Below are 13,343 nucleotides of genomic sequence, written 5' to 3'. Positions count from 1 at the left end.
AAACTTTGACCGCGCTTGATACTTGGATTACACTAAGTATAAGATTTATTATTAACTAGATTCATTATGATCCCTAGACTATCAAACTCGCCTCAACTTGATGAGGTTACAAAAACATATTTAATTGCTCTCAAAGAATCTGGCTTTACCGGTGATATAGCAAGCGATTATGCTTCGTGTTTGACTATGGCAACGGATAACAGTATTTATCAATTAATGCCACAAGCGATATTATTTCCTCGTTCAACTGAGGATGTTCAATTAATAACGCATTTAGCCAATCAAGACCCCTTTCAAACTTTAAAGTTTACACCACGAGGGGGTGGTACCGGAACAAATGGACAATCTTTAAATAGGGGTATCGTAGTTGATCTTTCTCGTTATATGAATCGAATTTTAGAGGTCAATATTGAAGAGGGTTGGGTAAAAGTCCAAGCAGGGGTGATTAAAGATCAACTTAATGAATATTTAAAACAGTACGATTACTTTTTTGCACCCGAATTATCTACCAGTAATCGAGCTACGATTGGTGGAATGATAAATACCGATGCCTCAGGACAAGGCTCGATGGTTTATGGAAAAACATCCAATCATGTTTTAAGCGTTAAAGCCGTATTAATTAATGGTGAGATCCTTGAAACAAACAAAAAAAGTATTACAGAAGTTGAGAATCTGGCTAATGATTCAATGATTTACCGCACGGTATATGAATATTGTAAAAATCATCGCCAACTCATTTTAAATAAATTCCCAAAATTAAATCGCTTTTTAACTGGTTATGATCTGAAAAATGTCTTCAATGATAATTTAACCGAATTTGACTTAACACGCATTCTTACTGGTAGTGAGGGTTCATTAGCCTTTATTACCGAAGCTAAATTAAATATCATCCCCAAACCAAAATATCGTTTTTTAATGAATATTAAATACGACTCTTTTCAATCCGCATTAAGTAATGCCCCCTTTTTAGTAAATGCTGAAGCATTGTCTGTTGAAACAGTGGATTCAAAAGTTTTAGGACTGGCTAAAGAAGATATTATCTGGCAATCAATTAAAGAATTAATTACCGATGTTATCGGGCATGATATGCAAGGTATCAATATTGTTGAGTTTGCAGGTAATGATTATGAGTTGACTAAAGGTAAACTCGATAACTTAAGTAAGCAAATTGACAAACTCATGATAAATCATTCCTTAGGTATCATAGGTTATCAAACATGTGAAAACTTAGATGAAATTGAGAAGATCTATGCAATGCGAAAAAAAGCGGTGGGATTACTTGGTAATGCTAAAGGAATGCGTAAACCAATTCCTTTTGTTGAAGATACATGCGTGCCTCCGCAGCATTTAGCGGAATATATCGCTGAATTTCGTGCTTTGCTTGATAGTCATCATTTGTCTTATGGTATGTTTGGCCATGTTGATTCAGGAGTATTGCATGTTCGCCCAGCTCTGGATATGTGCGTTCCTGAACAAGAAAAACTGATGAAAACTATTTCTGATCAAGTTGTCGCTTTAACTGCTAAATATGGCGGATTACTATGGGGTGAACATGGTAAAGGGTTTCGTAGTGAATACAGTCCTGCTTTTTTTGGTGAAGAGTTATATCAAGGTTTAAGAACAATTAAAACTGCTTTTGATCCCCATAATCGTTTAAATCCAGGAAAAATTTGCCCACCTTTAGGTGTTGATGAGGGCATGTTAACCGTCGATTCTACCACACGGGGCTTTTATGATCGCCAAATTCCATTAAGTGTTAAAGAAGTTTTTCACGGAGCAACAGAATGTAATGGTAATGGTCTCTGTTTCAATTTTGATGTGAATAGTCCCATGTGTCCATCGATGAAGTTATCAGGTAATCGAGTTTATTCGCCAAAAGGCCGAGCAACCTTAGTGCGCGAATGGCTACGTTTAATGGTTAAATTAGGTATGACAGAACAAGAACTTAATTCGTTATTAACAACAAAACACAGTTCGTTAGTTGCATTTGCTAAAAAAATAGCCAACACCGTTAAAGCAAAATTTGGAGAATATGACTTTTCACATGATGTAAAAGATTCAATGAATCATTGTTTGTCATGTAAAGCGTGTTCAACACAATGTCCGATTAAGATCGATGTACCTGATTTCAAAGCGCGTTTTTTACAGTTATATCACACCCGTTATTTAAGACCTGTGCGCGATTACTTGGTGGGAAATATTGAGTCATACCTGCCTTTAATGGCAAAAGCACCACGCTTTTTTAATTTTTTTATGAAGATGCCCGTTACAGAATATGTGACTAATAAAACCGTGGGTATGGCCAGTTTACCTATGTTGTCTGTGCCAACATTAAAAAAACAATTGATTGGTCATAACACTGCAAATATCAAACTTGAACAACTACAGAAATTTTCACAAGAGGAGCGCGCTAAGTATGTACTTGTCGTTCAAGATCCATTTACGAGCTATTATGATGCAAAAGTGGTCTATGATTTTGTCTGCCTGATCGAAACGTTAGGATATAAACCCGTCGTTTTACCATTTGTCCCCAACGGTAAAGCTCAACATATAAAAGGTTTTTTAAAACAATTCGCCAAGACGGCGCAAACAGCTGCACAACTATTATCACAAATTGCTCAATTGGGTATCCCCATGGTTGGTGTAGATCCTGCTTTGGTACTTTGCTATCGAGATGAATATAGACTTATACTTCAAGATAAAGTCAGTGATTTTAAAGTATTGCTTTCACATGAATGGTTAACTAATATTGCTGACCACTTGCCAAACAGCACACAATTAAAAACAACCGATAGAGAAAAATGGTATTTGCTAGGGCATTGTAGCGAAACGACACAATTACCCGCCAGTAATCAACAGTGGCAACAGATTTTTAAACAGTTTGGTACTGATTTACGACCAATCCGAGTAGGGTGTTGTGGTATGGCGGGCACTTATGGACATGAAGTTAATAATCTTACAGCATCAAAACAATTATACGAGTTATCTTGGCAACAAGCATTGGCTAACTATCCTAAAGAACGATGTTTAACAACAGGGTATTCATGCCGTAGTCAGGTTAAACGGTTTGATAAGTTTATTATGAAGCATCCGATCCAAGCATTACTCACTATGATGCAGATGAATTGATTGAAAAAATAGAAGAATATATAGAATACTACAACACCAAACGGATTAAAGCCAAATTAAAAGGTCTGACTCCGGTTGAATATCGAAATCAGGCCTTACAAGCCGCTTAATAAAAGTGTCCAACTTTATGGGGTCACTTCATTATTTGCGCTTTTAAAAGAATGATGGCAATAACTTATTATTCTAAATAAAGATCTTGCATGGTTTTAAAATCTTGATCTGTAAAACCTAACTCTTGCTTAATGTAATTTACTGGTGAGCCAGCCACTTTTTTCATTGTATCAAGAATTTCCATCATAAAACTGACACGGGTATCGATTAAACTCAATAAATAACCGAGTACATCTTCATCATCGGTAATCTTACGATAGGCTGCCATTTTGATTTTATTTCGCTCTAAACGATTTTCATGAGTCAGCATATAATCATAAATAATATCGGATTCTGATACGCCTAACATAATTTGGATCAATAATACACCATATCCTGTTCTATCTTTACCTCCACGACAATGTTGAAGACTTGGACTGTTGTCGGCATCTAAAACAGCCTTTAACATTTGTCGATAAGCATTTTTAGATTTTTCACTTAACACAAAGTTACGATATTGTTCAAGCACTTGTATGCCTTCACCATTAACTAATTCTCGAGGGATATCTCTTAGTACACTTTCAATCAATGCTTGATCTTCATTGCTTGGGTCGGCTGCAAATTGAGCTGCAAGTTCCGCCGTTTGAGCTGATGCATCTAAATGAAATGTCTGTTTTTCCCCAATGGATGAATTAGGACTGGTTTTAATTTCGTTAGCACTGCGATAATCAATAATTGTTTTAATATTTAATGCAGTAATATATTGTTGTGCATCGGGTTTTAAACCATGAAGGTGATTGGAACGGTATAATTGTCCCCATTTTACACGTTTACCGTTAGCAGCAACATAACCACCAAAATCTCGGAAATTATTCAAACCTGTTATTGGTAACGTTCTTTCACCAAATATTAAGGGTGATTTGCCTTCCTTTTCTAAAATGAAATAAATACGTTTTTTAGCTTGTAACGGATCATCAAAAATCACCGGACTTTGTACATTTTTGCCAATCAATGTTTTAGTTTGGGTATGAGCATTAGCCTCTTGAGTCCAATAAAGATCAACGGATTGTTGATCTAATGAATCAAATGATATGACAATCTGTCCTTGATTATTACGTACCGCTGATACAGCTTCTTTATTTTGTTTTTCCATCGTTATTTACCTAATTAATTTAGTATACCCAACATTGAAAGAATTACTCCAATCACCATTACCGTTATAATTAGTGAAACAGTGTATTTTCCTTGGAATTTTTTGACTAAATAAAACACACCTAAAGCAAAAAGAATAGTTAATAAATTCGGCATGACTTTATCAAACATATCTTGTACTTTGATTGACTGTTCACCAACTTCTATTAACAGGGGCGTTGAAACTTTAACGGTCGTGGCTATGAGGGAGCCGAGCACCATAACCCCCACCACATTGGCTAAATTGCTAATTCTCTGAATAATATTTGAATTTTTAGATTGTTCAATAAGATCAACCCCTTTATTGTAGCCATAATGAACAAAGAAATATTTGCTCAGTATATTGACTAAATTATAAATAAAGAACATCAATATCGGTCCAATCACATTACCTTGTAAAGCAAAAGCCGCGCCGATACTGCCACAAATTGGCATCCAAGTGAATTTTAATAAGCTATCGCCCAATCCGGCAAAAGGTCCCATCAACCCCGCTTTTAACGAAATTACCGCATCTTTTTCTTCTTCTGTGGTTTTTTCTTCCATTGCAGCTGTAACACCTAATATCAATGCACCAGCGTTAACTTGGGTATTAAAAAATTCAAAGTGACGTTTCATTGCACGGATGCGCGTCTCTTCATCCGCATCTTTATAAAGTCGATCTAAAATGGGGATCATGCAATGTGCAAAACCGATGGTTTGTAATTTTTCATAATTAAAAGAAAAAGGTATGGTTTGTATACGCCAAAAGACACTATTGAGATCCTTTTTGGTAATTTTCTTTTCGTTATTCATAGATCATACTCCTCTTCAACTACACTATTATTTACTGTAGATTTATTCTCTGTGTTACTACTTGAATTTTCATTCTTTTTACCAGCCATAAACGCCATGTCATATAAAACCGCAAACGCCAGTGCAATGAAAGTAATTGGGATAATTGGCAAATCAAGATAACTGGTTAGTACAAAACCAAGTAGAAAGAAAAACCACATGGTGCCTTTTAAGAGCATGAGTAATAAAATACAGATACCCACAGCAGGAATTAATTTTGACGCAACGCCCATACCTGTAATGATATCTTTCGGAATCGCATCTAAAATGGTTTTGATTAAATCACTACCAAAATAGATTGCTAAGAAACAAGGTACAGCACGAATCAGGAACCAAACCGGTGTAGAAAAGTAATGAACTTTTACCAGTCCCTTATAACTACCATTTTGAATACTTTTTTCTGCCAATGGATTTAGAAAACAAGCAAAAGATCGCCAAACAATTAATAACTGCTGGCAAAGTATTGAAACAGGAAGTGCTAATGCGACACCCGCAGCAATTCCACCTTGAGTAGCAATGCCGAGCGAAACACCAATTATTGAACCTGCAACAATATCAGGTGCGGAATAGGCACCCACATTACCAATACCCATCCACATAAGCTCAAGAGTGGCACTGATTGCAAGTCCTTGAACCAGATCGCCCATAATAATGCCAGCTATAGTTCCTGTTAATAATGGTCTACGTAACATTTGTGGACCAACATCATCTAATGAACAGATTCCCGCCCAAATGGCGACAAGAATAGCCTGTGTTAACATAGGTTAACCTCCAAATATAATTAATAAATAGTTAATTAAGATCAATTAATCAGTGTTTTGAGTAAAACAACAGGATCTTTGGGAACCATTTGAACCTCAACAATCACATTTTTTTCAATCAGATTTTTGAATGCTTGTTCTTCTTCAGGCGTGACAGAAACAGCCCGTGATAATTGATGACGTCCTTCTTGCATGCGCATTCCTCCAACGTTGAGTTTTTCAATCTCTAGTCCTCCTGATACCAGCGCATCGACATCAATACTGTTGGTAAATAACAACATTGTGCGTTTTTTGATAGGTGTTTTTTTGAGGATTTCAATAAATTGTTGAACGCCAAATACTAAGACTTTTAATTCTGGTGGGGCAGACATGGTTAATACTGATTGTTGAACTTTATCGTTGGCAACTTTATCGTTAATTACTAGGACTTGCTCAATATTATAATTTTTTACCCAAGTGGTGATAACTTGTCCATGAATAAGACGATCGTCAATTCTAGCTACATTAATTGGCATATTGTTCTCCTTACAAATCAGTAGATTGTTCACGTTGAGAATTTAGTACTTGTGCAACGTCAACACAGCTTTGCGGAAAAATTTCTTCAATGGCAGCTTTAACGTCGTTAAGTGATCCTTCTCTATTATTTAAAACTTCAAGCAATACAGGAATATTAAACCCACTAAATAGCAATACATCACCATATTGTATTAATAATTCACCGGCAAGATTACACGGTGTACCGCCCATAATATCAACGAGAATAATGACACCGTCACCTTTATTCAGACTCTGATAACTTTCAGACATCTGCTGACGTAGATTATCAATATTGCTATCAACTAAGACCGATATTACTTTGATATCTTGTTGTTGCCCCATAAGCATTTGGGCACACTCAAGCGCACCTTGAGCAAAAGGCCCATGACTGGCTAAAATAATGGGTAATTGTCGTTCCATTTTCAATTTCCTTTATCAAACTAGATTATCACTAAATGTAATAATGTTACTTTAAATTAAAAATTATTTAGTAATAAAATTACATCTAAGTGAAAATTAAGTCATCTTTTTTTTTTAGATTTTTAGGAATTTGTGAACTGGATCATGTTTAATTTAAAAAGTCATTAAATAACATAATATTGTATTAATAATATGAATGGTTTAAACAATTTAGTGAGAAGAAAAATACGATAACATTAAAGACTAATGATTAAAAATCATTAATATATCTTTAATAAAAATTATGAAAATATCCTTTGAGACATTATTTATGATGGGGATATTTACGTTTTTCACGACTTTGAGTCTGCTCAAGCAAATGTTTATCATATTTTCGGATGAATAAATTGGTCAGTAACATATTCATAACCGATATTTGCGAAATTTTAGAACGAATTGGAATCAGTCGTGAAGCATGCTCCATCGAGGTAGTATGTAACACAATGTTTGCTAATAAAGATATCTGACTTTGCCCCATTTTTGTGATTGCAATAGAGGGAACTTTTAAACTTTCGGCAAGTTTTAATAGCTCCACACATTCTGGCGTTTCACCTGAATGTGAAATAATAATGATCAAATCATTTTTACCGAGCGTGCTAACAATACTTCGACTGATATGCGAATCAAAATGGCAATTAACATCTTTTTTAATTTTAATGAGTTGATACTCCAACTCTTTTCCAACTAAACCGCTACTGCCCACTCCAAAAATAACGATCTTGTTACTCGCTATGATCAAATCAATGGCGTTATCCAATGCGTTAAGGTTTACGATTGAATGGGTATCGTCGATAGAGGATTTTTCCATAGCCTGAACTTTTCTATTCACATCTTGCAAGGTATCATTAAGGTTAATATCATCTTGTAAGATATCGGTACTAAATTTTTGTGGTGACGATGAAATAAGATCAACTTTAAAATCGCTAAATCCACTATAACCGAGTTTATTGCATAATCTTAAAATTGTACTAGTACTAACATAATTAAGCTTAGCTAATGTTTGAATACTCATATTTTTTACTGATTGAGAGTGGGTTATAATGTACTGCGCAACTTCTAATTCTTTTACCGACAGGTCATTTTTTACTTCCCTGAGTTTCAAATTAATCATGCTCACCTCGAAATTGAAATACCTGAACGTCAGTATAGTAAATAAGTTCAAAAATTGAAAAATATTTTAAATTGCACACAAAGAAAGCAATCATCAATCTTAATTTAATTATTTGAACAATTATTTAAAATAATGATAGTTAAAATAACAGAAATGATTAAGTACTTATCTAAGATTTATTCGGTTTATTATTAATTTTGAATAGGGAAAATAAACGATAACTTGAAGAGAAGTGGAGTTAATGTGTGTTATTTTGAGAAGTTTATGGAGGCGCGTCCCGGAGTCGAACCGAGGTAGACGGATTTGCAATCCGCAGCATGGCCACTCTGCCAACGCGCCGTAGTGCTCTGTCTCAACAGGTGGCAAATAGTAGCATTGGCTTTATTAATCGTCAAGGCTTAATAGACTATAATTACAGCAGTCATAATAAATTGATTTAAAATGATGCATTTTTCTTGTAAAAAAGTTTCAGGTCATGCATGTGTTTCAGTAAAAAATCGATTTTAGGTCACAATTACTTGATATAAATTGAGTACAAAATAATTAATAAAAGTCGTAAAATCTAAAATTTGATTTAAATGATGTAAACGAACAATCAATCCTTAGTACCATTGAGAGGAAAACGATCGCTTATTAAACGTGCTAATTATCAAAAATTTGACTTTAGTCAGATCTAATTTTTAATCCGACTTGTTCTTATAAGTTTTTACTTGAGTTGGAGAGAGTTTGGAAAATAGGACGATAGCCTATTAACTATAATGTTAAACGATAAGAGATGCATCACATTCATCAATAATTTTTTATAGGTTTAATGTTAATTATTGAATTAATCAGATTTATCATTTTACATTCGCCTATTTCTTTATGAATGATTAAACTTTATTGACTGTCTATCGAAATTTTATAAAAAATGAAACGGTATAGACTCCTGAATAATTTTTACAGACTTGGTGTTAAATAGTTAATATAATTGAATTTATTATTCAACATGCGTTTATCTATTTATGATTAATCAAACCTTATTGACTGTTTGTTAGAATTTTATAAAAAATGAAACGGTATAGACTCCTGAATAATTTTTACAGGTATAATGTTAATTATTTAATATAATTGGATTTATCATTTCACATTCGTTTATCTATTTATGAATGGTTAAACTTTATTGACTGTTTGCCAGAATTTTATAGAAAATAAAACGGTATAGACTCCTGAATAATTTTTACGGATTTGATGTTAATTATTTAATATAATTGGATTTATTATTTAACATTCGTTTATCTATTTATAAATAATTAAACCTTATTGACTGTTTGCCAGAATTTTATAGAAAATGAAACGGTATAGACTCCTGAATAATTTTTACAGACTTGGTGTTAAATAGTTAATATAATTGGATTTATTATTCAATATGCGTTTATCTATTTATAATTAATCAAACCTTATTGACTATTTGCCAGAATTTTATAGAAAATGAAACGGTATAGACTCCTGAATAATTTTTACAGACTTGGTGTTAAATAGTTAATATAATTGAATTTATTATTCAACATGCGTTTATCTATTTATGATTAATCAAACCTTATTGACTATTTGCCAGAATTTTATAAAAAATGAAATGGTATAGACTCCTGAATAATTTTTACAAGTTTGATGTTAATTATTAAATTTAATTGAGTTTATTATTTAATATTTGTTTATCTATTTATGATTAATTAAACTTTATTGACTGTTTATTGGATTGAATAAAATGAACTATTCGGAATCGATAAAAGGGTATTTGTCAAAAAGTGTCAGTTTTTGCTTAGAGTTCAGAAAAAAATAGAGTTAAGTAAAACAGTATATTCTTTGTTCAACTTGAATGAATTAGTATTTCAACGCTTCTAAAATCAATTTAAATACATTTGAATGACCTTTTCGGCTTGGGTAATAGATATAAAATGGTTCATAGGTCATGGCAAAATCGGCTAATAATTCAACTAATGTTCCTTTTGCTAATTCTTCTTCTACTTCTAACCGACCCACCCAAGTAATACCTAAACCGTCTAATGCTGCCTGTTTACGGAGATGATTATTAAAAATTAATTGTGATGAAGGATGATAAATTAGAGTATTACCATTATCGTTAAATTCCCATGATAATTCTGCACCATGATGAGAAGAGATTCTTAATCCTATTAATTTATGATGATCTAAGTCATTAATATGCTTGGGTTTTGTGGTATTTTTTAAATAATCTGGGCTGGCAACCAATGCCATTTTTAACGGCTCTGATATTTTTATTGCAACCATATCTTTAGCGAGATCGTCACCAATACGGCAGCCCATATCAAAACCTTGTTCAACAATATCGACCCAATTATTGTCGGCTTGAATTTCAACTTTTATTTGAGGATATTGAGTTAAAAAATCGCGCAATTTAGGATAAAGAATCATTTCTACCGCAAGACTTGTCGAATTAATTCTGATTGTTCCCGACGGCGTTTCAAGAAAATTTGCTAAGGCATGAACTTCGTCATTAATCGATTTGAATAAGGGGGCAACTTGCTTAAATAACTGTTCGCCTGCTTCGGTTAATGACATACTGCGGGTGGTACGATTAAATAATCGTAAATCAAGACGGCTCTCTAAATTACGCATACTATGACTCAGTGCCGAGGGAGAAATTTGTAAAGACTTGGCCGCTTTTGCAAAACTGCCCGCTTGGGCTATCGTTATAAAGTAATTTAGTTCATTAAAGTTATACATATTGGGTTGGATTAATGAATTTTATTCATCATACTATAAATCAATACCCTGTTTATCTCAATAAAATTACTGTTTAAAATCAGTTTATAAAAACATTGTGATCGTTTTTTTGAAGCAATCGTTTACCTAAGTCAATTTAGCAGCTAGAAAGGAGGAAGTTATGGATTACATTAAACTTGGCACGTCGAACATTGAAGTGTCGCGATTTTGTTTAGGATGTATGAGTTTTGGCGATCCAGCTAGTCAAATGCATGCATGGACACTTGATCCTGATCAAAGTGAAGCGATTATCAAACACGCTCTTGATTTAGGGATTAATTTTATTGATACCGCGAATACTTATTCGGCTGGTACCAGTGAAGAATATGTAGGACGAGCAATTAAAAGAAACATTGCCCGTGATAAAGTTGTGATTGCAACCAAAGTTTATTTTAATGAAGGTCATCTTTCCAAAAAAGCGATCGAGACAGAGATCAATGGATCACTTAAACGCCTTGGCACTGATTATGTGGATTTATATATTATTCACCGTTTTGACTATAGCACGCCGATAGACGAAACAATGGAAGCGTTGCATAATCTGGTGAAAGCAGGAAAAGTCCGTGCATTAGGTGCGTCAGCGATGTATGGTTATCAATTTCATAATATGCAATTAGCTGCTCAGCAAAACCACTGGACACAGTTTGTATCGATGCAAAATCATTATAATTTATTGTATCGGGAAGATGAACGTGAGCTCATTCCTGTTTGCAAGCAATTTAATGTTTCATTAACGCCATATAGCCCTTTAGCGGCAGGCAGATTGTCTCGTTTAGAGTGGAAAGCTGACACATTACGCAGTAAAACTGATAAGGTCGCTATCTCTAAATACGACGGTACCCAAAATACCGATGCCAATATTGTAAAAAGAGTTCATGAAATTGCCGAAAAATATAATGTAACTATGACACAAGTGGCTTTAGCATGGCAGTTTGCTAAAGGGGTTGCTTCACCTATCATTGGTGCAACTAAAACGCAATATCTTGACGATGCAGTAGGGGCATTGAAGGTTAAATTAACGCAAGAAGATGTTACTTATCTTGAGGAACTTTACATACCACATCGTATTATGGGCGCTTTATAACTCGAATTGAGTGATTGAAATTATTACCCTTAAAAAGGTTTGATATCATTTTAGGGGTAATTGTCAAAAAGCTTGAGAATAGCCTTAAGGTTTAACTCTATCTTACTTTTAATTAAATCAATATCGGTTAAATTTTAACTTGATATCAAGCCATCAAATTCAATTTAGAAAAATTTACCAGCAATTCTATAACAAAATGAAATAATTAATTTTTAATTTTGTTACGAAAATTACTCATCTTATGTCCTACTGATTTGAAAGAGTGATCATTTATCTCAGTACTATTTCGAGTTTCTTCAAACTTAACTATTTTCTATTAAATTTTGTTCGCATATAGCCAATTCGCATAAAGATATAAATTTTTTGTATTAAACGATTGCTGCGTTAGTCACTATAATGTTAGTGGTAAGAATAATAAATACAGTATTAGTACATCTAACATACTCAAATTTAAGGATTAATGATGCGAAGGATTTTTACTTTAACCATTTTAATGTTAAGTGGTCTATTTTTGTTTGGTTGTGAGCAAAAATCAAATCCAGAACAAGCCAATAAAACTGACAAAAAAGAGATTGTTGTTGGTTTACCGCCGAGTATGCATAATATTTTAATGGAGCGAGTGGTAAAACCAGAATTAGAACGAAAAGGTTACACGGTAAAACTGGTTAATTTTAGTTCTTTAAGAGATTCGAATACAGCGTTAGTTGAAGGTAGTATTGATATGAATGCAGCTCAGCATCAAGCCTATTTAGATGTTTATAATAAAGAAACGAATAACGACTTAGTATCATTAGTCCATATTCCATCTATTTCGGCTGCGCTGTTTTCACAGTCCCACAGGTCTGTTAATGAGATTGCCCCAAATCAAATAATTGCTATTCCTAATGATCCCTCTAATACCGCTAGAGCACTCTTATTGTTGCAAAAATTAAATTGGATCACACTTAAACCAGACACAAAATCGGGTACGGCAAATATTAATGACATTGCTGAAAATAAGTATGACTTAAAATTTAGATTATTATTATCAGAAATCATACCCAGAACGTTAGGTGAAGTGGATTATGCCATTATGCCAGGAGGTGTAGCATGGTTAAGTAAGATACCCGCTGATAATGTTTTATTTCAAGAACAATTATCCCCTAATTTGGAGTTAATGGTCGTTGTAAAAAAAGAGAATTTAAATACGGCATGGGCTAAAGAGGTTAAAACGCTTTATCAGTCTGATGTTTTAAAAAGATTTATTAACGAAGATCCTGATGCTAAAGGTCGATTCATCTGGCCTCAACAGTAGATTAAATTATTGAAATTTTTTGCAGGGATAACGTTATTATTAATAGCAAAATATTTACTTAATCAGTTATTG

10 protein-coding genes, 1 tRNA gene and 1 pseudogene are annotated in these 13,343 nt (G+C 33.6%); 4 read left to right on the top strand and 8 right to left on the bottom strand.

From position 1 onward, the window contains the following. The first annotated feature begins 66 nt into the window (after positions 1-66). Positions 67-3,129 carry an FAD-binding and (Fe-S)-binding domain-containing protein gene (locus H3S88_RS06695; protein WP_198228383.1) on the top strand — a complete coding sequence of 1,021 codons (3,063 nt, stop codon included), beginning with the start codon at positions 67-69 and terminating at the stop codon, positions 3,127-3,129. Between the two features lie 8 nt (positions 3,130-3,137). Further along, positions 3,138-3,239, top strand: a pseudogene (locus tag H3S88_RS06690) (IS3 family transposase); the annotation flags it as partial. A 68-nt stretch (positions 3,240-3,307) separates the two neighbouring features. Here the strand turns inward: H3S88_RS06690 and H3S88_RS06685 are convergent. The 8 genes from H3S88_RS06685 to H3S88_RS06650 form a co-directional block, all read right to left on the bottom strand. After that, positions 3,308-4,372: a tyrosine-protein phosphatase gene (locus tag H3S88_RS06685; protein WP_198228381.1), complete on the bottom strand. Its 1,065-nt coding sequence runs from the start codon at positions 4,370-4,372 to the stop codon at positions 3,308-3,310. Between the two features lie 14 nt (positions 4,373-4,386). Next, the gene (locus H3S88_RS06680) at positions 4,387-5,202 is read right to left on the bottom strand and encodes a PTS system mannose/fructose/sorbose family transporter subunit IID (RefSeq protein ID WP_198228379.1); all 816 of its coding nucleotides are present in this window, start codon (positions 5,200-5,202) and stop codon (positions 4,387-4,389) included. Continuing rightward, positions 5,199-6,002 carry a PTS sugar transporter subunit IIC gene (locus tag H3S88_RS06675; RefSeq protein ID WP_198228378.1) on the bottom strand — a complete coding sequence of 268 codons (804 nt, stop codon included), beginning with the start codon at positions 6,000-6,002 and terminating at the stop codon, positions 5,199-5,201. Before H3S88_RS06675 ends, H3S88_RS06680 begins: the two co-directional genes overlap by 4 nt. Positions 6,003-6,043: 41 nt before the next feature. Continuing rightward, positions 6,044-6,517 carry a PTS sugar transporter subunit IIB gene (locus H3S88_RS06670; RefSeq protein WP_198228376.1) on the bottom strand — a complete coding sequence of 158 codons (474 nt, stop codon included), beginning with the start codon at positions 6,515-6,517 and terminating at the stop codon, positions 6,044-6,046. Positions 6,518-6,527: 10 nt separating this feature from the next. Next, positions 6,528-6,959, bottom strand: a complete 432-nt coding sequence (locus H3S88_RS06665; protein ID WP_198228374.1) for a PTS sugar transporter subunit IIA — start codon at positions 6,957-6,959, stop codon at positions 6,528-6,530. A 304-nt stretch (positions 6,960-7,263) separates the two neighbouring features. Next, entirely contained in the window at positions 7,264-8,109 is an 846-nt protein-coding gene (locus tag H3S88_RS06660; RefSeq protein WP_198228372.1) for a MurR/RpiR family transcriptional regulator, read from the bottom strand. Positions 8,110-8,374: 265 nt separating this feature from the next. Further along, positions 8,375-8,448, bottom strand: a tRNA-Cys gene (locus tag H3S88_RS06655). Between the two features lie 1,524 nt (positions 8,449-9,972). After that, entirely contained in the window at positions 9,973-10,854 is an 882-nt protein-coding gene (locus tag H3S88_RS06650) for a LysR family transcriptional regulator (RefSeq protein ID WP_198228370.1), read from the bottom strand. Positions 10,855-11,014: 160 nt separating this feature from the next. On the opposite strand from H3S88_RS06650, the gene H3S88_RS06645 reads away from it, so the two are divergent. Continuing rightward, positions 11,015-11,977, top strand: coding sequence for an aldo/keto reductase (locus H3S88_RS06645; protein WP_198228368.1), 963 nt, complete (start codon positions 11,015-11,017; stop codon positions 11,975-11,977). 463 nt (positions 11,978-12,440) lie between these two features. Further along, complete coding sequence (locus H3S88_RS06640) at positions 12,441-13,271, top strand: MetQ/NlpA family ABC transporter substrate-binding protein (protein WP_198228366.1); 831 nt, start codon at positions 12,441-12,443, stop codon at positions 13,269-13,271. The last annotated feature ends 72 nt before the right edge of the window (positions 13,272-13,343 follow it).

The organism is Gilliamella sp. B14448G11 (assembly GCF_016101765.1).
In the GTDB taxonomy this organism is placed as follows: domain Bacteria; phylum Pseudomonadota; class Gammaproteobacteria; order Enterobacterales; family Orbaceae; genus Gilliamella; species Gilliamella apicola_N.
Note: the sequence above shows the minus strand (reverse complement) of the source record. Positions and strands in the feature narration are given on the sequence as shown.

What these genes read in the sequence shown, in the direction of transcription:
- H3S88_RS06640 (WP_198228366.1), top strand. Translation starts at nt 12,441, where the DNA reads ATGCGAAGGATTTTTACTTTAACCATTTTAATGTTAAGTGGTCTATTT.
- H3S88_RS06650 (WP_198228370.1), bottom strand. Translation starts at nt 10,854, where the DNA reads ATGTATAACTTTAATGAACTAAATTACTTTATAACGATAGCCCAAGCG.
- H3S88_RS06675 (WP_198228378.1), bottom strand. Translation starts at nt 6,002, where the DNA reads ATGTTAACACAGGCTATTCTTGTCGCCATTTGGGCGGGAATCTGTTCA.
- H3S88_RS06680 (WP_198228379.1), bottom strand. Translation starts at nt 5,202, where the DNA reads ATGAATAACGAAAAGAAAATTACCAAAAAGGATCTCAATAGTGTCTTT.
- H3S88_RS06660 (WP_198228372.1), bottom strand. Translation starts at nt 8,109, where the DNA reads ATGATTAATTTGAAACTCAGGGAAGTAAAAAATGACCTGTCGGTAAAA.
- H3S88_RS06645 (WP_198228368.1), top strand. Translation starts at nt 11,015, where the DNA reads ATGGATTACATTAAACTTGGCACGTCGAACATTGAAGTGTCGCGATTT.
- H3S88_RS06670 (WP_198228376.1), bottom strand. Translation starts at nt 6,517, where the DNA reads ATGCCAATTAATGTAGCTAGAATTGACGATCGTCTTATTCATGGACAA.
- H3S88_RS06665 (WP_198228374.1), bottom strand. Translation starts at nt 6,959, where the DNA reads ATGGAACGACAATTACCCATTATTTTAGCCAGTCATGGGCCTTTTGCT.
- H3S88_RS06695 (WP_198228383.1), top strand. Translation starts at nt 67, where the DNA reads ATGATCCCTAGACTATCAAACTCGCCTCAACTTGATGAGGTTACAAAA.
- H3S88_RS06685 (WP_198228381.1), bottom strand. Translation starts at nt 4,372, where the DNA reads ATGGAAAAACAAAATAAAGAAGCTGTATCAGCGGTACGTAATAATCAA.